This window comes from Achromobacter sp. MFA1 R4 (genome assembly GCF_900156745.1).
In the GTDB taxonomy this organism is placed as follows: domain Bacteria; phylum Pseudomonadota; class Gammaproteobacteria; order Burkholderiales; family Burkholderiaceae_B; genus Achromobacter.
On the sequence record NZ_LT707065.1, the window covers coordinates 6110875 to 6131349 of the forward strand.

23 protein-coding genes and 1 tRNA gene are annotated in these 20475 nt (G+C 64.0%); 8 read left to right on the plus strand and 16 right to left on the minus strand.

Annotated features, from left to right (window positions below; translation table 11 throughout):
- Positions 1-108: 108 nt before the first annotated feature.
- From BXA00_RS27975 to BXA00_RS27990, 4 genes are all read right to left on the minus strand, one after another.
- Positions 109-321 carry a hypothetical protein gene (locus BXA00_RS27975; protein WP_006218759.1) on the minus strand — a complete coding sequence of 71 codons (213 nt, stop codon included), beginning with the start codon at positions 319-321 and terminating at the stop codon, positions 109-111.
- A 326-nt stretch (positions 322-647) separates the two neighbouring features.
- Complete coding sequence (locus tag BXA00_RS27980) at positions 648-872, minus strand: hypothetical protein (RefSeq protein ID WP_076521633.1); 225 nt, start codon at positions 870-872, stop codon at positions 648-650.
- A gap of 71 nt (positions 873-943) precedes the next feature.
- Complete coding sequence (locus tag BXA00_RS27985) at positions 944-1690, minus strand: sulfite exporter TauE/SafE family protein (RefSeq protein ID WP_076521634.1); 747 nt, start codon at positions 1688-1690, stop codon at positions 944-946.
- A 62-nt stretch (positions 1691-1752) separates the two neighbouring features.
- Positions 1753-2664: a DMT family transporter gene (locus BXA00_RS27990; protein WP_076521635.1), complete on the minus strand. Its 912-nt coding sequence runs from the start codon at positions 2662-2664 to the stop codon at positions 1753-1755.
- Between the two features lie 159 nt (positions 2665-2823).
- Here BXA00_RS27990 and BXA00_RS27995 point away from each other — a divergent pair, with 159 nt between their 5' ends.
- Together BXA00_RS27995 and BXA00_RS28000 are read left to right on the plus strand one after the other, a co-directional pair.
- Positions 2824-3294, plus strand: coding sequence for an Lrp/AsnC family transcriptional regulator (locus BXA00_RS27995; protein ID WP_076521636.1), 471 nt, complete (start codon positions 2824-2826; stop codon positions 3292-3294).
- 124 nt (positions 3295-3418) lie between these two features.
- Positions 3419-3652, plus strand: a complete 234-nt coding sequence (locus tag BXA00_RS28000; RefSeq protein ID WP_076521637.1) for a hypothetical protein — start codon at positions 3419-3421, stop codon at positions 3650-3652.
- Positions 3653-3749: 97 nt separating this feature from the next.
- Here BXA00_RS28000 and BXA00_RS28005 read toward each other — a convergent pair whose 3' ends face one another.
- Positions 3750-4346, minus strand: a complete 597-nt coding sequence (locus BXA00_RS28005; protein ID WP_076521638.1) for a YSC84-related protein — start codon at positions 4344-4346, stop codon at positions 3750-3752.
- 729 nt (positions 4347-5075) lie between these two features.
- On the opposite strand from BXA00_RS28005, the gene BXA00_RS28015 reads away from it, so the two are divergent.
- Entirely contained in the window at positions 5076-6029 is a 954-nt protein-coding gene (locus BXA00_RS28015) for a succinylglutamate desuccinylase/aspartoacylase family protein (RefSeq protein ID WP_076521640.1), read from the plus strand.
- Between the two features lie 108 nt (positions 6030-6137).
- Here the strand turns inward: BXA00_RS28015 and BXA00_RS28020 are convergent, their stop codons facing one another.
- Together BXA00_RS28020 and BXA00_RS28025 are read right to left on the minus strand one after the other, a co-directional pair.
- Entirely contained in the window at positions 6138-6572 is a 435-nt protein-coding gene (locus BXA00_RS28020) for a GNAT family acetyltransferase (RefSeq protein ID WP_076521641.1), read from the minus strand.
- A 272-nt stretch (positions 6573-6844) separates the two neighbouring features.
- A complete protein-coding gene (locus BXA00_RS28025) occupies positions 6845-7759 on the minus strand; it encodes a PhzF family phenazine biosynthesis protein (RefSeq protein WP_076521642.1) in 915 nt (304 codons plus the stop codon).
- 252 nt (positions 7760-8011) lie between these two features.
- On the opposite strand from BXA00_RS28025, the gene BXA00_RS28030 reads away from it, so the two are divergent.
- Together BXA00_RS28030 and BXA00_RS29010 are read left to right on the plus strand one after the other, a co-directional pair.
- A complete protein-coding gene (locus tag BXA00_RS28030; RefSeq protein ID WP_076521643.1) occupies positions 8012-8254 on the plus strand; it encodes a CrpP-related protein in 243 nt (80 codons plus the stop codon).
- 643 nt (positions 8255-8897) lie between these two features.
- On the plus strand, positions 8898-9122 hold the full coding sequence (locus tag BXA00_RS29010) for a CrpP-related protein (protein WP_076522156.1): 225 nt from the start codon (positions 8898-8900) through the stop codon (positions 9120-9122).
- Positions 9123-9243: 121 nt separating this feature from the next.
- On the opposite strand, the gene BXA00_RS28040 is transcribed toward BXA00_RS29010, so the two are convergent.
- The 9 genes from BXA00_RS28040 to BXA00_RS28080 all read right to left on the minus strand — a co-directional run bounded on the left by BXA00_RS28040 (position 9244) and on the right by BXA00_RS28080 (position 16810).
- A tRNA-Pro gene (locus tag BXA00_RS28040) sits at positions 9244-9320 on the minus strand.
- A 239-nt stretch (positions 9321-9559) separates the two neighbouring features.
- A complete protein-coding gene (locus tag BXA00_RS28045) occupies positions 9560-9997 on the minus strand; it encodes a MerR family transcriptional regulator (RefSeq protein WP_076521644.1) in 438 nt (145 codons plus the stop codon).
- Positions 9998-10055: 58 nt separating this feature from the next.
- Positions 10056-10382 (minus strand): integration host factor subunit alpha, encoded by a 327-nt coding sequence (locus BXA00_RS28050; protein WP_008159916.1) that lies wholly within the window; start codon positions 10380-10382, stop codon positions 10056-10058.
- A 15-nt stretch (positions 10383-10397) separates the two neighbouring features.
- Complete coding sequence (gene pheT / locus BXA00_RS28055) at positions 10398-12815, minus strand: phenylalanine--tRNA ligase subunit beta (RefSeq protein WP_076521645.1); 2418 nt, start codon at positions 12813-12815, stop codon at positions 10398-10400.
- 13 nt (positions 12816-12828) lie between these two features.
- Positions 12829-13851, minus strand: a complete 1023-nt coding sequence (pheS, locus tag BXA00_RS28060) for a phenylalanine--tRNA ligase subunit alpha (protein WP_076521646.1) — start codon at positions 13849-13851, stop codon at positions 12829-12831.
- Positions 13852-13928: 77 nt separating this feature from the next.
- The gene (gene rplT / locus BXA00_RS28065; RefSeq protein ID WP_006218741.1) at positions 13929-14288 is read right to left on the minus strand and encodes a 50S ribosomal protein L20; all 360 of its coding nucleotides are present in this window, start codon (positions 14286-14288) and stop codon (positions 13929-13931) included.
- Positions 14289-14305: 17 nt separating this feature from the next.
- Positions 14306-14503, minus strand: coding sequence for a 50S ribosomal protein L35 (gene rpmI, locus BXA00_RS28070; protein ID WP_066659711.1), 198 nt, complete (start codon positions 14501-14503; stop codon positions 14306-14308).
- Between the two features lie 375 nt (positions 14504-14878).
- Complete coding sequence (locus BXA00_RS28075; RefSeq protein WP_076521647.1) at positions 14879-16405, minus strand: YifB family Mg chelatase-like AAA ATPase; 1527 nt, start codon at positions 16403-16405, stop codon at positions 14879-14881.
- Positions 16406-16534: 129 nt separating this feature from the next.
- Complete coding sequence (locus tag BXA00_RS28080; RefSeq protein WP_076521648.1) at positions 16535-16810, minus strand: accessory factor UbiK family protein; 276 nt, start codon at positions 16808-16810, stop codon at positions 16535-16537.
- A gap of 673 nt (positions 16811-17483) precedes the next feature.
- Here BXA00_RS28080 and BXA00_RS28085 point away from each other — a divergent pair.
- From BXA00_RS28085 to BXA00_RS28100, 3 genes are all read left to right on the plus strand, one after another.
- On the plus strand, positions 17484-17822 hold the full coding sequence (locus BXA00_RS28085; protein WP_006218735.1) for a P-II family nitrogen regulator: 339 nt from the start codon (positions 17484-17486) through the stop codon (positions 17820-17822).
- A gap of 28 nt (positions 17823-17850) precedes the next feature.
- Positions 17851-19089 carry an ammonium transporter gene (amt, locus tag BXA00_RS28090; RefSeq protein WP_076521649.1) on the plus strand — a complete coding sequence of 413 codons (1239 nt, stop codon included), beginning with the start codon at positions 17851-17853 and terminating at the stop codon, positions 19087-19089.
- Between the two features lie 138 nt (positions 19090-19227).
- Positions 19228-20456 (plus strand): IS3 family transposase gene (locus BXA00_RS28100; protein ID WP_092582907.1). Its coding sequence is split into 2 segments (ribosomal slippage): positions 19228-19575 and positions 19578-20456, totalling 1227 coding nucleotides; the frame shifts between segments, so codons are not numbered across the junction.
- Positions 20457-20475 lie beyond the last annotated feature (19 nt).

The window sequence follows — 20475 nt, forward strand, 5'->3', positions numbered from 1 at the left end:
GAGCAGCAACGATAACCGAAATCGTCGTCGCCATTCTCTGAGAGTCCACCAAGGTTTCATGCGCGCACAGACCGGTTGTGCCGGCCAGCTCCTTCCAGGGCCGAAGCCCTATCGGAAGATATTTTCCTCTACCCAGTTTTGCGCGAAGATTTCCGCGCGATCACGTGCTTCGTCCAACGAAGCGCAGTTACCCAAGTGGGAAAATGCGGCATCCACTTCGGTGCCGCCCTCGGCCGTTACCGTCAGCAATACGCCATATCCGCCGGTGTCCATGGCCGCTGTGGAAACGTCGATCAGTACTTCCTGGTCACGATGCTGCATGTGCTACCTCCCAGTCGGTTACTTATACGCGCGAACCACGCGTGACGCCGCGCCAGAACAAATGTTCCCGCGCAAATGAATAGACCCGCAACCGTCACGCAAGTTCATCTTACCGGCGCGGCGCGGGGCCGGATACGTCCGAAAGATGTCAATTCGCACATTCCGTCTCAAGAATTTCCCGGTGACCTCGGAAAGACGGCATGTCGGGCGAAATACCGCGAAAACATTCGCAACTATGCCGTAATCATCGGCGTCCCCTCGGCCGAGGGAATCAATGCGAATGGCGCAAGCCTGGTCTGGTCGGGGCGCGCGACGAAAAAAATGCCCTAGCGCAAATGGATGGCGCCGGGTTCTTCCATGCGCAGCGACAGCCTGCCTTTGTCCGTGATGACCCAACGCCCGTCGGCGCCGGATTCGATGCAGCGCAGGGTTTCCAGCGCCTGGGCGACGTGCGCGGGCACGTCGGTCTGGACCGCGCCGGGCGCGTTGTTGTCGGCCACGACGCGCAGCCAATGTCCAAGTTCGCCCTTTTCGAAACGATGCAATGCCATGCGTGGTTCTCTCTTGAATGGCTCAACGATAGCATGCCGGCCGCCATCGCCCGCCGGCATGGGGCTCGCCGTCAGGCCAGCAGCTTCGGCACGGAAGCGGCGAGCAGCGCAACGCCCGACAACGTCAACAGGCCGAGCACGACGCGGCGAAAGGCGACGTCGCTGATGCCGACATAGACACGCGTGCCCCACAACGTGGGCAACAGCATCGCGGGAACGATCAACGCAAACAGGGGCAGCATGTCGCGCGTCACCACGCCGGTCAGCACATAGCCCGCCATCGTCACCATCAGCATCGACAAATTGAAGTTCTGGATCACGGCGCGCTGCACGTCTCGATCGAACCCGCGCAAGGTGCACCACAAGGTCGGGATGACGCCCGTAAAGCCGCCCAATCCGCCCATGACGCCGCCGATCGCGCCCGCGACGCCATCGGCCACCTTGCCGCCCACCGTGATGCGCGGGATGCGCGCCGCGAACAGCATGATCGGACACCAGATCGCGAGCAGCCCGCCGATAAAGGCTTTGAACACCAATGGATCCAGATGCGGCAGCACCTTCACGCCCAGCGGAATGCCCAGCAATCCCCCCACGACGAACGGCAGCAGGTGGGCCGTCGCAAAACCGCGGCGCACGGTGAACGCCGCCAGCAGCTGGCCGGTCAGCGCACCGAAGACGGCCATCGCCGCCGCGAGCCGCGGGTCGATGGTCCAGGCCCAGAACGACATGGCCACCATGCCGAAGCCGAAGCCCGACAAGCCCTGAACAAAGCCTGCCGCCATGGCGCCCACCGCGACCACAATGTATAAGGAATCCATATCCGCTGCGCTTTGCGCGTGAAGTGCCGGCACCATTGCGGCGCACGCCATTCTAGAGCCTTCTACGAAACCCGCAGCGCCAGCGGACGCCGCAGCCGCGCGGCCAATGCCGAAGCCGCCACGCTCGCCGCGATCAGCGCAAGGCCAAGGGCCAGATCGGGCGAGATGCGCTCGTGGAACACGACGGACGACACGATCAATCCGATCACCGGCACGCAAAGCATCGCGATGGACGTCGCGGCCGGCGCGAGCTTTTGCGTCATGCCCAGCACGACGATGAACGTCAGCGCGGTGGCTAGCGGTCCGGTATACAGGATCAGCGGCCAGGCCTGCGCGTCGCCCAGGAACGTGGGCGCACCGTCGCGCATCCATGCCAGCGCGGCCAGCGGTATCGTGGCCGTCGCGGTCTGCCACGGAATCATGTCCGCACCCAGCCGCACGTGGCGGTTGGCGCGCAACTGGATGATGTTGCAGGCCCACGCAAACGAGGCGCCCAGCAACATGACCAGACCGATGACGGTATGCGCCTGCCAAGGACTGAAGGCCGGCGCCACGATGACGCCGATGCCCGCATAGCTCAGCGCCGTCGCAAGCCATTGCCCGATCGACAAGCGCTCCTTCAGGACCAGCGACGACAGCGGGATCACCCAGATGGACGTCGCATAGGCAATGACCGATGCGCGTCCCGGCGCCACATACTGCAGCGCCCACAACGCCAGCGCCGTGAAGGCGCCCATCTGCAGCAACGCAACGCCAGCCACCAGCGGCCATTCCTGGCGTATCGGCAGGCGCAGGCGTCCCAGCATCCCTAGCACCAGCACGCTGATCAGCGCGGCTGATCCAAAACGGCTGGCGGCCAGCCACAGCGGACTCATGTGCCCCAGGCCCAATTTCATGACGGGCCAGTTTCCACCCCAGATGGCAACCGCGCCGGCAAGCGGCAAGAACGTGCGAAGACTGCTTGGCTGACTCATACCGACTGGACCTACTGCTGCTTATTCTGCATTTCGGCCCCATGGCCGAACGACAGCAAAGTCTATAGGGTAAACCCCAGCATTTTTCACCGCTTTCCAGCCCAAGAGACGGCATACTCAGCACAGATACACTGCAAACCCGCCATCGCTAGGTGACTTATGCCGGAAATCAACCTGGATGCCACCGACATCCGCATCCTGAACGAACTTCAACGCGACGCCCGCCTCACGAACGTGGAGCTGGCCGCGCGCGTGAACCTGTCCGCCTCCCCCTGCCTGGCGCGCGTGCGGCGCCTGGAGACCGAGGGCCTCATCCATCGGCGCGTCACGCTGCTGAACGCCCGCAAGTTGGGCCTCAAAGTCAACGTCTTCATCCAGATCTCGCTCGACAAACAACGCAAGGCGGCGCTGGACGTGTTTGAACGCGAAATCGCAGTGCTGCCCGAGATCATGGAGTGCTACCTGATGTCGGGCGACGCGGACTACCTGATCCGCGCCCTGGTGCCGGACGTCGACGCGCTCGAACGCCTGATCGTCGAGCACATTACGCGCATCCCGGGCGTGGCAAGCATACGCTCCAGCTTTGCGCTCAAGCAGGTTCTCTACACCACTGCCGTACCGCTTGCCTGACACCGCATCGGCGCCCATCCAGCACTTGCGGGATCGCGGCCGCAAGCCCACAATGAATGCGCCTGGCGCCGGCTTGTCCTGATCGGCGCCAGCATCCCTCCCATCGCTTAGCAAGGAGCAAACCATGCCCGAAACCGAATGGTTCCCCGGCAATACGCTACCCGATCGTCAGGGTTACTTTGAAGTGGAGTTCGCCACGGGCGAAACTGAAATCACGCGCTACGGCATGCTGGGCTGGGAGCCCGAGGAAGAGCGCGGCCATATCGTGCGCTGGCGCGGCCTGGATCCCAAGATCGAACAAGCCGAGATCGATCGCGAAGCAGCCATCCGCAAAAGCAGCGACGGCGTGATCGGCTGACCGGCCGGCACAATCCGGCGAGGCAGTGCCCTCCTGCCTCGCAAAAAAAGCGCCGCGGACATAATCGTCCGCGGCGTTTTTACTGGCACTGGGCCGATCAGGGTTCGAGCTTCGAAATCTTGGTGCCCGCCAGCGACACGCCCGCCATCAGGCCGCCATTGTTCATCACGAATCCGACCACCGGCTGCTGCGCCGTGTTGGTGTCGATACGGCCGTTGGCGCCAATATTGACCACCGCCACCGTGGCATCGGCGCCAACCGTCCAGCCGCTGCTGTTGCGGAATTTGTTTAGCGCGTCGTCCGTCATGAACAGCAGGACCATCGCCTTGGACTGCGCGCCGGCCTGGAAGCCGATCGAGCCCGCGGTCGTGCTGTAGTAGCCCGCGTTCGCGCCATTCACGCGCAGCACACCCTTGCCATGCTCAGCCCCGACAATAAAGCTGCCGCTCAAGACATCCGGGAACACCAGCACACCCTTGGCCCGGGCCACCAGATCCTTGGACTGCGGCGAAGCTTCATACAGTTTGGTGAGGGTCGCATTGGCCGCGCTGTTCAGCGACTGCCGCTGCTCGGCCGTCGAGGCGGCTGGCGACTTGGACGGCGTGGTCGTTGTACATCCCGCAAACAGCAGGCCAGCGGCGCCCAGCGTGATTGCCATGCCGGTACGGCGCAGAGCAGGAAAAGTGTCGAACATGGAACTCTCCTTTTGTTGTCGTCCAGTGACAACTTTACCGGTCATTCCTCATCCGACAAGACACACGAATGTGATAAACGAAACAAAAAACTAGCGGCGGATATGCGGCTCTACAGAATGCCGTAGCGAGGCTCGCCAGTGAATTCGTCCACCGACACGATGCCCGACAGCACCAGTTCCGCATGCCGGCGCGCGACCGCGGGATCATTGAACGTCACGAACCGCGGCAACGACCAACGCTGCCGACCCGCTCCGTCGCCATTGCGGCTGACGGTTATTTCAATGGCCAATACACCGGGATTCAGGTTGACGACTTCGCACTCCACTTGAAACCCGTTGATATGACGCTGCGGCCACCCGCCCATTCTGCACCTGTGAAAATCTGCTTGCCCGGCCGCAATATGCCAAAAACAAACTGGCTTGCAAAGCACTGTTTTCAGGGGGTTAAACCATACTAATGGGGGTAGTATCGACGCATCTTGAATACTGCAAAATAGTCTGAAAACAAGGCTATTTTCGGGGGTGCCGCACATTTTGTTCTGGCGATTATTCTGGCGCCGCAACCTGGGAAATCGACAGTCGGCGCAATCGTCAACGCATGGCAATGCTTATCATTTTTTTCCAGCTGTCCGGACGAACCCGCGGATCGCGGCCATAATGTCCGGGCGCCCGCCCCATTTTCCTGACAGGCGATCGCGTCGGCCCACGCTTAAACAGCCCATGACACCCATGAACAAATCCGCCTTCGAACCTGACACCGCTCCCTTGGAGATCCTGCCTCGCGACCTGTCCGCCTACCGCGAGGGCAATACCGGCATACCGTACGTCCATCGCTTCGATTCCGGCAAGCCCGGCCCGCATGTGCTGATCAACGCCATCACCCATGGCAACGAGATCTGCGGCATGGTGGCCGCCACGCATTTGCTGGACACCGGCGTGCGTCCGAAGATCGGCACGCTGACGGTCAGCTTTGCGCATGTGGAGGCCTACGAGGCCTTCGACATCGACAGGCCGTACGACAATCGCCAGCTCGTCCACAACCTGAACCGCATCTGGTCCGCGGCCATGCTCGACGGCCCCGAGGACAGCCCGGAATTGCGCCGCGCCCGCGAAATGCGCCCCGTGCTGGACGCCGCCGACTTCGTGCTGGATATCCATTCCACCCGCGCGCCCGTGCAGCCATTCTGGGTCTACAACGAAATGGATCGCAACACCGCCCTGGCCGCCGCAGTGGGCGCGCCACAGGTGCATCTGGTCATGCCGCAGGACAAGTTTCCCGGCACCGGCGTCATGGGCTATGGCCATCACGGCGACCCCATGTCGGACAGCGGCGGCGCGCTCGTCGTGGAATGCGGGCAGCATTTCGCCCGCTCCGCAGCCGAACTGGCGACCGACGTGACGATGCGGTTCCTGGCACACCTGGGTCTCATCGATACGCCGACCGACGCCGCGCCGCCGCCCATCCCGCAACGCTATCGCCTGCTGGAGGTCCACATGGTGAAGTCCGAAGACTTCGCCTTCACGCGCCCCGTCATCGGCTTCGAAACGTTCGACAAGGGCGAACTGATCGCCATGAACGGCGCCGAGGAAATCCGCTCGCCGTGCGACCAGTGCACGATCTTCATGCCCACGCGCATGCCCATCGTCGGCCGCGAGGCCGTGTATTTGACGCAAGCGATCTGACGCATTCCCAGGGACACGGCGCGCTGGCGCTCCATCAACGAGCGCGGTTGCAGCCGCGTCCCGAAGCGGACCTCCATTGCCGCCGCGCCGATGCGTCCGCCGCGGCGTTCAACGATCCGGAATCAAACGCTTTCCCATGCTGATCACCGCATCCTGCTCAAAGCCCAGGCTGTCGTAGAAGCGCTTGACCGCCACATTCTCCGAGCGGATCAGCAGATTGATCTTCGGACACCCCATCGCCAGCAGCTTGCGCTCCACCGCGCGCATCAGCGCCGTGGCGTAATTGCGCCGCCGATGCGCGGGCGACACCGCCAGATAGTTGATCCATCCACGATGGCCGTCATAACCGCCCATCAGCGTTGCGACGATGACGCCATCCACCGTGCCGACCAGGAACAGATCGGACTGGACCGAAAGCTTGCGCGCAACGTCCTTGCGAGGATCGTTCCACGGCCGCGTCAATCCGCAGGCGTGCCACAACGCAATGATCGCCGTCTCGTCGGACGGATGGAAAGGCCGGATGGCGAGGGCTTGAAGGGTCATGCTTGATTCCTTTCTCTGGAAAAGCGAAGACCTTGCGATACGCCTCGGGCGGGGTCGACCCTGCAAACAAAAGGCCACGAGGATATCGTGGCCTTCTGGGAAGAGCGCCGCAAGAACGGCGCCCGAACGCGACTGACCACTCAACGTAGACGTCGAGTGATTCGTCGAAAATCTGCGCGGCATGCGGCAGCGGCTGGCGATGCGTTCATGCGTCAGAGCATACACGAGAGGCCAGCCCGCACGCTACGTCGCGGGTGGCGGCGGTGTGCCCGTCAATGACCGGCCGGCGCGGGCAGCGTGCCTTCCATCACCACCACCGCCTGCCCCGACACTTTGGCCCATACACCATCGTCCCGCGGCTGCGCCTCGGCCAGCAACAGGCTGGCGCGCCCCATGTCAACGCCCTGCCCCACACGCAAGCGCAAGTCGCCCTTGCCCGCGATCGATGCCCGCAGCGCCGTGACCGCAGCCGTCGCACTGCCCGTGGCGGGATCCTCGGTCATCCGGCCGGTCAACATGCGCGCCTGGATATCGGTGGGCGCGTCCGTCGTGTTGCCGGCCGTATCGGTCGTGTACGCATAAATCGACTTGGCGCCGAGCTGCGGCATCAAGGCTGCATAGCCGCAAGAATTCGGCGCCGCCCGCCGCAAGGCCTCGCGGCTGGCAAGCTGCACGACGAGAAACGGTAAGCCGACCGATACCACCATGGGCGCGTGTTCGGACACCGCGATGTCGGCGGGCGCCAGCCGCAGCGCGCGCGCCACCGCCTCCACCGGCGCCTCGCTGCCGCGGGACAATGGCTGCGGCGCAAGCAGTTGCGCACCCTGCAGACCGCGCTCGCCGTAGACCAGCGCAATACGCACCAGGCCCGCCTCCTCTTCGAACACGAACGCTTGCGGCGCTGGCCGCCCCGCCGCGATCTGCTCGCGCGCCAGCACCACGGCCGTGCCGACGTTCGGATGACCGGCAAACGGCACCTCGCGATCCGGCGTAAAGATGCGCACCCGCGCCGTATGGGCCGGATCGCGAGCGGGCATTACAAAACTGGTTTCCGAATAATTGAATTCACGTGCGATCCGCTGCATCTGGCTTGCATCGAGCCCCTGGGCATCGAGCACGACGGCCAGCGGGTTGCCAAGATAAGCATGGCCAGTGAACACATCGGCGGTGACATAGCGGTAGCGCATACAGCGTCCTCCAGAGCCGCCCGGTCCGGGCGGGGAGCGGAGATTGTGCGTGTCGCGGCACGCGCGCAACAGGCACAGTCGAGAGAAATTTCGCGCATAACAGCCTATGCGACGGCGTTGAAGTGCGAAGCGCATCGCGCGCGCCTCGACGTGACGCCGGCACTGGAGCATATGGTGCGCCGTCACTATTGAAAACCGCAGGGGTCTGCGGAATACTTTGCGTCCCGAGCCTCCACTTTGGAGGAGATTGCGATGCAACGCGAAGACATTCAAAAGCTGGGCGCCCAAGCGGCCCGCGACGGACTGACCTGTTGGGACTGCCCGTATTATCGCGCCGCCGCCATGCCTGGCCACACAGGCGAATCGATCGCCGAATGGCATAACAAGGTTCAAGCGTGGGAAGCCGGATGGCATGAGGCCTGCGGCGCCGGCAAGCCGTTGCCGGAGGGGCGGTGCCGCTACGAATCGCGCGCCTTGGCGCTCTTGTGCAATTGAACCACTGGCCGACTCATTCTTCCCGCAGAATGCCGCCCGTGGTTCGCGCGGTGCGCTCGCCAAGGCCGCCGTGCGCCAAGGGACCTTTCGCTTGCACAGCGCCTTGCATACCGCGGCATGCATGCTCCCCGAAACGCCCCGCCAGCGCGTGATCGCGGCCCCCCGTCAGTCGCTTCCAGCGCCCTCTCCAGAATCCGTACAGACGCACGACCTTGACCCGCTCATTCGGCACGCGCCCTTCCAGCGCACCGTGGCGCACGTAATGATGATCTGGCGATATCGGCGACCGGGCGACGTCGGGGTACTCCCGCAAGTAGAAGTCGCTGTCCACCTGATGCGTGCCTTCCCGGATCCATCTCCACAGCAGTCCTATCATCCCGACCCCGTTACCAGCGGCGCGTTGTCGCGCAGAGGCTGCCAGCTTAGGCGTGGCAGTCATCGACCTCCATCAGAAACTTTCGAACTTGCGAAGGGACGAGGCAAGCATCGGGCAAGCATGGAGGCAGGCGTGAGGCGCCTGATGGAACGGATCGGACTGATCCGGACTGATCCATCCCGCTATTTCTTCGCGTAACTTTTCTGGACTTGGATGGCGATCGCGCTCATCTTTTGGCTTAGGACCTATCCCCCCAGGAGGCGCGAAATGGATGACCCAATCCACCGAGCCGGCCAGGAAGCCGCCAGATATGGCGTACCGCTTTCGGCTTGTCCCCTCATGAAGGCGATGAACATGCCGGACCACACCGGCGAACCCCTACCCACATGGCGCGCCAGGCTGGCCTCCTGGGAAGCCGGCTGGCGCGAAGAAACCGCTGCGCGGCTTGCTGAATTGCATCGACGCAGAGTGCTGCAGCAATCGGTGGATTAACGCGCTCGGCTGCATGGGGCATGCATGCGCGGTGCCAGAATGAGATTGGCACGGAAATGAGAAAGGCCCGGAAATGAGAAAGGCCGCTAGTGAGATCACTCACTAACGGCCTTGGAACTGCTGGTCGGGACGGCGGGATTCGAACTCGCGACCCCTTGCACCCCATGCAAGTGCGCTACCAGGCTGCGCTACGCCCCGAAAGAAAAAGAGTATAGCAGAACTAAAAAATGTTTGCACGCATTGGTGCAAAAAAAAGCTGAATACTCGAAATTTTTTTGCTTCACCTCGCCGCATGCCGTGCCATTCCTGGCGAACCGGCGCGCGCGAGACGATAGGTACTACAGATGGCAACGCGCGCCGCCATAAAGGCCAGCGCGCGTTGCGGATACTGCGATCAATCTAGGGATATCAAATGACGCGCATGCGCTGCGCGCGCGTCACGCGGCGGGAGCCGCTTGCGTTGCGGTTGCGGCAGACGGAGTCGCAGCCGCCGGATTGCCCAGCGCCTCGGCGAGCATCGCGGACACGTTGGTGAGTTCGCTGCGCAGCGACTGGATCTCGGTGCCCGACAGGCGCACGGCGGCGTCCTGATCGTGCGGCACGTCGCGCGCGTCGCCCAGACGATTGCGCGCGCCGCTGATCGTGAAGCCTTGTTCGTAGAGCAGGGAGCGGATGCGGCGGATCAGCAGCACTTCGTGGTGCTGGTAATAACGGCGGTTGCCGCGGCGCTTCACGGGCTTGAGCTGCGTGAATTCCTGTTCCCAGTACCGCAATACATGAGGCTTGACGCCACACAGGTCGCTGACTTCGCCGATGGTGAAGTAACGCTTGGCGGGAATGGGCGGTAAGGTAACGGTGGATTCAGTACGTGTCATAAGCGGATTTTATGCGCGCGAAACGTGGGGCGCCGATAACAATTACCGACAAAGCGTATCACTCCGCGGCGTCGGGCGCTGCGGGGACCGCCTGCTCAACCACGCTCTTGAGTTTCTGGCTGGCGTGGAACGTAACCACGCGCCGCGCGGCGATGGGAATGGTCTCTCCGGTCTTCGGATTGCGGCCAGGGCGCGGCGGTTTGTCGCGCACCTGGAAATTGCCAAAACCCGACAGCTTCACGGAATCTCCGCGCGCCAGGGCGTCGCGGATTTCCTCGAAGAACGTATCGACGATGTCCTTGGCCTCGCGCTTGTTCAGGCCGACCCGCTCGAAGAGCAGTTCGGCCAGCTCGGCCTTGGTGAGGGTGCGTTGCTCGGCAAGCATACTGGTCCCCTTGGTTCAGGCACGCTGGCGCGCGCCGTGCGCAGCGACCAAGGCATCCTTGATGCGCGCCAGGCAATCCGCCACGCGGGCTTCGTCCAATGTGACTTCAGTGTCCTGTAGCCAGAAACGGAAAGCAAGGCTTTTCTCGGCGACGGGCTCGCTGCCCTGGGCCTTGTCGCGCCACACGTCGAACACGCGCGCATCCTGCACGACTGCCAGTTGCGCATCGCCCTTGACGGCTGCGGCAACGGTGTCCAGCATGGATTGGACCGTCACGTGTTCGTCCACCCACAACGCCAGATCGCGCACCACCACGGGCTGGCGCGAGAGTTCGCGCACCTGCGGCAGTTCGCCTTCCGACAGCGCCTCCACGTCCAGTTCGAAGACCACCGGCGCATGCGCCAGGTCGGCCTGCTGCGCCCAGCGCGGATGGAGTTCGCCGATCCAGCCGACTTCCTTGCCGTCCAGCATGACGCGCGCGCCACGACCGGGGTGCAGCGCCGGATGCGAAGCCGCTTCGAAACGCAGGCGACGGCCACGAGCGCCGAACAGCGACTCCACGTCCATCTTCACGTCAAAGAAGTCCACCTGGCGTGTCGGCACGCCCCACTGCTCTTCAGCCGCCGGGCCCCAGGCCGCGCCTGCGAGCTTCATGGGCTGGCGCACGCCCGCCACTTCCAGCGGACCATCCTGGGCCGACGCGTCGCGCATGAACACGCGACCCAGCTCGAACAGGCGCACGCGCGACTGCTTGCGATTGGCGTTGTGGCGGATATTGGCGACCAGCCCGCCGATCAGGCTGGAACGCATGACCGACAGATGGCTGGCGATGGGATTGACCAGGCGCACCGGATTGTCGTTGCCGGCGTAGTCGCGTTCCCAATCCGCTTCCACGAAGCTGTAGTTGACGACTTCCTGGTAGTCCTGCGCGGCAGTCAGACGACGCAGCGCATGCGCGCCGCGGTGCACCTCGGGTTGCGAGAACATCTTGGCGCGCGCCATGGGCGGCACGTCGGGGATGCTTTCGAAGCCGTAGATGCGCGCCACTTCTTCGATCAGGTCTTCCTCGATTTCCAGATCGAAGCGGTACGACGGCGGGTTGACGATGAAATCGTCTCCTTCGACCGCGTACTCCAGGCCCAGGCTGCCGAAGATCGTGGCGACCTGTTCGCGCGTGACCGGCACGCCCAGAACGCGATGGCAGCGCGCCAGGCGCATGCGCACCGGCGGACGCTGGGGCAGATTGACGATCTGATCGTCGATGGGCCCCACCTGGCCGCCGCAAATGTCGACGATGAGGCGGGTGATGAATTCCAGATGCTCGGGAATGCTGGCGTAGTCCACGCCGCGCTCGAAGCGGTGGCTGGCTTCCGAGCTGAACTTGAAGCGGCGCGCGCGGCCGGCAATGGCTTGCGGCCACCAGAACGCGGCTTCGAGATAGATGTTCTGCGTGTCCAGCGTCACGGAGGTGGCTTCGCCGCCCATGATGCCGGCCAGGCTTTCGACCTGCTCGCCAGCAACGACCACGCCGAACTTCGGGTCCAGCGTGACGGTCTGGCCGTTGAGCAGTTCGAGCGTTTCGCCTTCGCGCGCCCAGCGCACGCTGATGTCGCCGCCGATCTTGTCCAGATCGAAGACGTGCGACGGGCGGCCCAGTTCGAGCATCACGTAATTGGAGATGTCCACCAGCGCCGACAGCGAGCGTTGGCCGGCGCGCTCCAGGCGCGTCTTCATCCACTCGGGCGTCGAGGCGCGGGCGTTGACGCCGCGGATGACGCGGCCGCCAAAGCGGCCGCAGAGGTCGGGGGCCTCGATCTTGACGGGCAGGCGCTCATCCAGGGTGACGGGCACGGCGGCCGCGGTGGGAACCGACAGCGGCGCGCCGGTCAACGCGGCCACTTCGCGCGCCACGCCCAGGATCGACAGGCAGTCGGCGCGGTTGGGCGTGAGCTTGAGCGTGAAGAGCGTGTCGTCCAGGTCCAGGGCCTCGCGGATGGACTGACCCGGAACCATGTCCTCCGGCAATTCCAGCAGGCCTGCATGGTCCTGCGACAGGCCCAGCTCGCGGGCCGAGCACAGCATGCCGGATGACTGGACGCCGCGCATCTTGGCAACGCCGATCTTCATGCCGCCGGGCAGTTCCGCGCCCACGCGGGCGAGCGGCACCTTGAGGCCGGCGGCAGCATTGGGCGCGCCGCACACGATTTGCAGGCGCTCGCCCGAGCCGTCGTCCACCTGGCAGACGCGCAGCTTGTCGGCGTCAGGGTGTGGGGCGATTTCGACGATGTGCGCCACGACCACGCCCGTGAACGCCGGTGCGGCGGGCGCGGTCTCTTCGACTTCCAGGCCGGCCATGGTGAGCCGGTGCGCGAGTTCATCGGTTGCGATCGGAGGATTGACCAGCGTACGCAGCCAGGATTCGGGAAATTGCATGATCAGCCGTCTGTTATTCGTTGAACTGGCGCAGGAAGCGCAAATCGCCTTCGTAGAACTGGCGCAGATCGTTGACGCCGTAGCGCAACATCGTCAGGCGCTCGAGTCCGGAACCGAAGGCAAAGCCGATGTAGCGCTCGGGATCCAGCCCGAAGTTGCGCACGACCTGCGGATGCACCTGGCCGGATCCGGAGATTTCCAGCCAGCGGCCGCGATTGGGACCCGAGGTGAACATCATGTCGATCTCGGCGGATGGCTCCGTGAACGGGAAGAACGACGGCCGGAAACGCACGACCAGGTCGTCGCTTTCAAAGAAGCAACGCAGGAAATCGGTGTATACGCCCTTCAGGTCGGCAAACGAGATGTCCTCGGCGATCCAGAGCCCTTCCACCTGGTGGAACATGGGCGAGTGCGTGGCGTCGCTGTCGACGCGATAGGTGCGCCCGGGCGCGATGACCTTGATGGGCGGCTTGTGCATGCGGGCGTAGCGCACCTGCATGGGGCTGGTGTGCGTGCGCAGCAACAGCGGCAGGCCGTCCGCGTCGTTCATGTCGACGTAGAACGTGTCCTGCATGGAACGCGCCGGATGATCCAGCGGGTTGTTCAATGCGGTGAAATTGGTCCAGTCGTTTTCCACTTCGGGGCCGTCGGCCACGTCGAAGCCGATGGAGCGGAAGATCTCTTCCACGCGCTCCCAGGTCCGGATCACCGGATGGATGCCGCCCGGCGCGCGACCGCGGCCCGGCAGGGTGACGTCAATGGTTTCGGATGCCAGACGGGCATCCAGCTCCGCCTGCGCCAGCGCGGCGCGGCGCGAGTTCAGAAGCTCTTCGATCTTCTGCTTGGCCTGGTTGATCCGAGCGCCCGCCTCTCGCTTCTGCTCGGGATCGAGCTTGCCCAGCCCCTTGAGCAGCACCGTCAGGGCGCCTTCCTTGCCCAGGAAACGAGCTTTTGCGTTCTCGAGCGCGGCGGCATCCGTTGCCGCGGCGAACCGTTCTTGCGCCTGGTCTACCAGGTCGTCAACCAATCGAGTCATGAAATCCAGCCTTCAAAACGCAAACGGGGCCATTACAGCCCCGTTTGCAGCGATGCGCGATGAGTTAAAGCGCGCGATCAGGCAGCCAAGGCAGCCTTGGCTTGCTGCACGATGGCGGCAAAGCCGGCCTTGTCGCGCACGGCCAGATCGGCCAGGACCTTGCGGTCGAGTTCGATCGAAGCCTTCTTCAGGCCAGCGATGAACACGCTGTAGCTCACGCCATGCTCACGGACGGCGGCGTTGATACGCGTGATCCAGAGAGCGCGGAACGTGCGCTTCTTGTTGCGGCGGTCGCGGTAGGCGTATTGGCCAGCGCGCATGACCGCTTGCTTGGCAATGCGGAACACATTACCGCGGCGGCCACGGTAACCCTTGGCGGCGGCAATGACTTTCTTGTGACGTGCGCGGGCGGTAACGCCGCGTTTGACGCGAGGCATAGTAGATCTCCCTTAGATCAAGCGAAAGGCATCATGGCCTTGACGGAGGCCACGTTGGTTTCATGAACCGCCGCCGAACCGCGCAGTTGGCGCTTGTTCTTGGTGGTCTTCTTGGTCAGGATGTGACGCTTGAACGCCTGACCACGCTTGATGGAGCCGCTGCCGCGCACCTTAAAGCGCTTCGAGGCGCTTTTCTTGGTTTTCATCTTGGGCATGATGATTCCCTAAACTAAACACGCATTGTTGATTTACATGACGCCAGGTGCTTGACGAGGAAGGGTTCGAGCCTGAAGGCTTAACGCCTGCGGAGCCCCATTTCAGGGGTTACCCTTTCAAGGGCTACCTTAGGAGTTACCTTTTCAAGGGCTACTACCATTCCTGCGGCAAAACTTGTAGACCTGTTGCCACTTCTGGAGGTAACGCGCAAATTGCTGCGGCCAACTGCACCGCGTTCATTTACGCGTTTCTTCCCAGAGCCAGGCAAAAAAGGCGGCCCAGATCCGGGAAAGCCTTTGATTATATGGTGATTTCCTGCGCTTTGTCGAGTCGGGAGCACACCGCGAAGCCGGGCGACGCGCGGCCCGCGGCGATCATACGCCGGGACGCCGGTATTGCACCGCCTGGGCGACGTGGCTGGCCGCCAGTGTGTCCTCGCCGTCCAGATCGGCGATCGTGCGGGCAACCCGAAGTGCCCGGTGCAGCGCCCGGCCGGACCCCGCAAGGCGGCGCATGGCCTCCTGCAGCAGCGACTGCGCATCAGGGGCCAGGAGGCAGAACTCATCCAGTTCGGCCCCCGCGAGGTCTGCGTTCGCCTTGCCTTGGCGGGCATACTGGCGCTCGCGGCAACGCATTACGCGCTCCCGGACGGCGGCGGAAGGCTCGCCAGGCGGCGCGGCCATCCAGACCGGATCGGAAGGCGGCAACACCACGTGCAGGTCGATTCGGTCCAGCAGCGGACCGGAGATCTTGCCCGCGTACCGCGCTACCTGATCCGGCGTGCACGAGCATGTGCGCACCGGATGACCGCGCCATCCGCACGGGCAGGGATTCATGGCGGCGACGAGCTGGAACCGGGCCGGAAATTGCGCGGCGTACAGGGCCCGAGCAATGACCACCCTGCCCGCCTCCAGCGGTTCGCGCAGCGCCTCCAGTGAACGGCGACTGAACTCGGGCAGTTCATCCAGGAAGAGCACGCCGTGGTGGGCCAGGCTGATTTCGCCGGGGCGCGGCCGGCTGCCCCCGCCAACCAGCGCCGCGACCGACGTGGAATGATGCGGCGCCCTGAACGGCGGCTGCCCGCTGAGCGTGTCCGGCAATCCGGCCATCGCCGCCACGGCGGCGGCTTCCAGCGCCTGGCTGCGGTCAAGCGGGGGCAGCAGGCCCGGCAGGCGAGCGGCCAACATACTCTTGCCCGCCCCCGGCGGCCCCAGCATGAGGAGGCTGTGGCCGCCCGCCGCCGCGACCTCCAGCGCCCGCCGGGCACCGGGCTGCCCGCGAACGTCCGACAGGCAAGGCACTGGCGCGGGGGTCGGCCAGGGATTTGGAGCGGCATTGGGCAGCAGGCAGGCCCCCGCCGCATGCGCCGCCACGTCCGCCAGGCAGCGTGCCGACAGCACCCGCAACCCGGGTACCCAGGCCGCCTGCTCGGCGCTGCCGGCAGGCAGGATCAACGTGGCGTCCGGCGCGTCCCGCGCCACGCTCAACGCGATGACCAGCGGCGCGGCGACCGGCACGAGCGCCCCGGTCAGGGAGAGCTCGCCGGCAAGCACCAGGTGCGCCAGCGCGGGATCGGGCGCGGCAGGTTGCGCGCCGTCGCTGGGGGGAGCGGCCAGTTGCCCGGAGGCGAGCAGCAGCCCCAGCGCGATGGGCAGGTCGAAGCGGCCGGACTCTTTGGGCATGTCCGCCGGCGACAGGCTGACCGTGATGCGCCCGGCGGGAAACTCGAAGCCACTGCTGAGGATGGCCGCCCTTACGCGCTCGCGGCTTTCGCGGACCTCGGTGTCGGCCAGGCCCACTACATTGAATCCCGGCAACCCGGGTCCCAGGTGCGTTTCGACGCGGACCGCGTGGGCGTGCATGCCACAAAGGGCCCTGCTGGCGAGTACGGCAAGCGTCATGGCGGTCTCCTGTGGGTGCGGGGCCGCCAAGTATCCGCAAAAACACAAACGGCCGCGCAGGCGGCCGTGACAAAACCATCTCGCTCGGAACCGCCTGCGGGCGGGCAGCGAGAAGCCTTGCTGACTTGTTTACTTGTCCAGACCCGCGCCCGGCCCCTTGTCCAGACCAGACAGGCGCTCTTCCATCTGCTGGACCTGGGCCGCCAGTTGATCCACTCGTGCGCGTGTGCGGGCAAGCAGGTCGGCCTGCACGTCGAACTCTTCGCGGGTGACCAGGTCCAGCTTGGAAAATGCCTGCGTCATCATGGCGCGCACGTTGCGCTCCACGTCCGCCGCCGGACTGCGGGCGATCAGGTCGGAGATGTTCTTCTGAAGGTCTTCCATCCACTGGGTGCGATTGTTCATACGGGGCCTCTCTGAGTTCTCGATGCCTCAAGTGTAGTGCGTCGGATGACGGGTTTCAGGTGCGCCCATTTGTGTTCGCCCAAAAAAAGGGGCGGGCCGCATGCGGTGACCGCCCTTCAAAGCACAGGAGAAAACCGGGCTGCCTGACGGCAACCCCCTACCAACACCGCTAGCCGCGCCGCCGATCGCTCCGGCCGCGCCGTGCATCGTCCATATGTCCGATGCGCATCCTGATTCGGATTCTTCTCGAGCCCCGCGCAGGCAACAAGCGGGCCCGTGTAAACCCTCGTATCACGATCGCTCCCCAATTTAGGCTCCGCCTTCCGGCAAACAGCAGGACGGCTGCGCGCACGCCTGGCCCGAAAGCCCCGGCCCGCAACGCTCAGCGCCCGGCTACGCACCATCGGGCGGCGCACGGGTTGGGGCGCGGGCTGGCCAGCGCGCCGATCGGGTGTGCATTAAATCGCTACAAATCGGCCCTGCCGAACACATCCGGTTGCATGCCCCCGTTCGCCCGGCCGCGCACCAAACTGAGGCCACCATGCCGTGCATTACGCACCATTATGGTGCTGTTGCGCACAATTTCCGCGCCTTCCCGGGCCTTGCAGCCTCGCCCGGACATGGCATGGATATTGCTTTACCCAGGTAGCGTGCAACCATGAGAGGAAATGCCATGAAACTCATCATCGCCATCATCAAGCCCTTCAAGCTCGACGAAGTGCGGGTGGCTCTGTCCGGAATCGGGGTCCAAGGCCTCACCGTCACCGAGGTCAAGGGCTTCGGCCGCCAGAAAGGCCACACCGAACTCTATCGCGGCGCCGAATACGCCGTCGACTTCCTGCCCAAGCTGCGAGTCGAGGCCGCCGTGCCCGATCACCTGGTCGATCAGGTCATCGAGGCAATCGAACAAGCCGCCCGCACCGGCAAGATCGGCGACGGCAAGATCTTCGCCGCCCCCCTTGAACAAGTGATCCGTATCAGAACTGGCGAAGCCGGCGAAGCTGCGCTGTAAATAAATAAAGACTCAATGGAGCCTGAAAATGGATAAAGCAGATATCTCCTGGTTGCTCGTCTCTACCCTGCTTGTATTGATGATGGCCGTACCCGGTCTGGCGATGTTCTATGGCGGCCTGGTACGCAGCAAGAACGTGTTGTCCGTACTGCTGCAAGTGTTGTGCACGTTCGTGCTGGGCCTGGTCCTCTGGTTCATCTATGGATATTCCCTCGCGTTCACGGAAGGCAATGCCTTCTTCGGCGGCCTGTCGCGCGCCTTCTTCTCGGGCATGTTCAACCCGGCCGACGGCACGTATGCCATGTCGAATAGCCTGACCGAGCTGCTGTTCGCCTCGTTCCAGGCCACGTTCGCCGGCATCACGTGCGCGCTGGTCGTCGGCAGCTTCGCCGAACGCGCCCGCTTTTCGGCGGTGCTGGTGTTCACGGTGATCTGGTTCACGTTTGCCTACGTTCCCATTGCGCACATGGTGTGGTTCGCCTCCGAAACCGCGCCGGGCCTGCTGAACGCCCAGGGCGCGCTGGACTTCGCAGGCGGCACGGTGGTGCACATCAACGCCGGCGTGGCCGGCCTGGTGGGCGCTTACGTGGTCGGCAAGCGCGTGGGGTATGGCCGCGAAGCCATGCAGCCGCACAACCTGCCGATGACCTTCGTGGGCGCTGCCCTGCTGTGGGTGGGCTGGTTCGGCTTCAACGCCGGCTCCGCGCTGGCCGCCAATGAAAACTCCACCCTGGCCTTCTTCAATACGATGATCGCCACCGCGGGCGCCGTCCTGGCCTGGCTGTTCACGGAATGGGCCATCAAGGGCAAGCCCTCGATGCTGGGTGCCGCTTCCGGCGCCATCGCCGGCCTGGTCGGCATCACTCCCGCCGCTGGCCTGGTCGGCCCGGTGGGCGCCTTGATCATCGGCGTGATTGCCGGCGTGGTCTGCGTCTGGGGCGTGAACGGCCTGAAGCGCCTGCTGCGTGCCGATGACGCGCTGGACGTGTTCGGCATCCACGGCGTGGGCGGCATTGTCGGCGCCCTGCTGACCGGCGTGTTCAATGCCCAGGTCTTCGGCGGCCCCGGCCTGGCCGAACCCGGCATGATCGCCCACCAGGTGTGGGTCCAGCTCGAAGGCGTGCTGCTGACCATTGTCTGGTCCGGCGTGGTGGCATGGATTGCGTACAAGATCGCCAACGCCCTGTGCGGCCTGCGTGTGCCGGAAGACCAGGAACGCGAAGGCCTGGACGTCACCAGCCACGGCGAGTCCGCCTACCACAGCTAAACGCTGCAACACCCCGCTGCGCCTCGCAGCGGGGTAGGTATCAAGAAAAGAGCCCTTCATCACGAAGGGCTCTTTTTTATTTGCTTGACCCGTCCTGGAATTGGTTGACACCTTTTTGAGAGAAAAAGGGAGAGTCAATTGGAATCAAGGATCAAGCGCACCCAGCGGGACTACAGCCTGGCTTTTAAACTGTCCGTTGTCGAGCAGGTGGAAAAAGGCGAGCTGACGTACAAAGAGGCTCAGCGCCGCTATGGAATCCAAGGTCGGTCGACGGTGCTGGTGTGGCTGCGCAAGCATGGTCGGCCGGGACTAAGCGGCTGGAGCCTGCCGACGGTCAGAGGAGTGGACATGGATCGTCAAGGCAAAGTGCTTACCCCCGAGCAGCGGATCAAGGAACTGGAGATTCAGCTCAAGGAAGCCCGCGAGAAGGCGCAGTTGTTTGAGGCCGTGGTCAATGTGTTGGAGAAGGATTACGGGGTACGCGTCGTAAAAAAGCCTTTGGGCAAGTCCTCACGCAAAAGCTCGTCCAAGGGCTGAGCGTGGCAAGGGCTTGCCGTTACATGGGCCATAGCCGCCAGGCGTATTACAAGAGCAGGCATAAAGAGCGCGAGCGCCAGCAGCAGGCATGCCAAGTGGTATCAATGGTCACCGCGCTGCGGGTACGTCAACCGAAGTTGGGTACGCGCAAGCTGCATCACGTGCTGGGCCAGCCGCTACGCGAGGCGGGGATCAAGGCCGGGCGCGATGCGCTGTTCGACATCCTGCGCAGCGCCCGGATGCTGGTGCGGCCGCGCCGGGCGTATCACAAGACCACAGATAGCCATCACCGCTTCCGACGCCACCCGAACCTGCTCAAGGCAGGCGAAGGCCAAGTGGTGCCGACGGGCCCCGAGCAGGTCTGGGTAGCCGACATCACCTACCTGCCGACCGCCCAGCGGTGCACCTACTTGAGCTTGGTGACTGACGCCTACTCGCGCAAGATCGTGGGGTACCACGTGGCAGAGAATCTGCAAACCGAGGGGGTGCGCCGCGCACTGGAGATGGCGCTGCGCTCGCGGCGCTCGAGCCAATCGCTGGTGCACCACTCGGATCGAGGAATCCAGTATTGCTCAACGTACTACCAGCGCCTGCACGCGCGGCACGGCATCCGTTGCTCAATGACTGACGGCTACGACTGCTACCAGAATGCCTTGGCAGAACGGGTCAACGGCATCCTGAAGGGAGAGTTGTTGCTCCACAGGCCCGCTGATCTGGCCCAAGCCCGGCTCATGGTCAAGCAGTCCGTCGATATCTACAACACCGAGCGACCGCACCTGTCCCTACAATGCAAAACACCCGATGAAGTTCATCGGGTGTTCAGTCCGTAGCCTGCTACGGATACCGTGC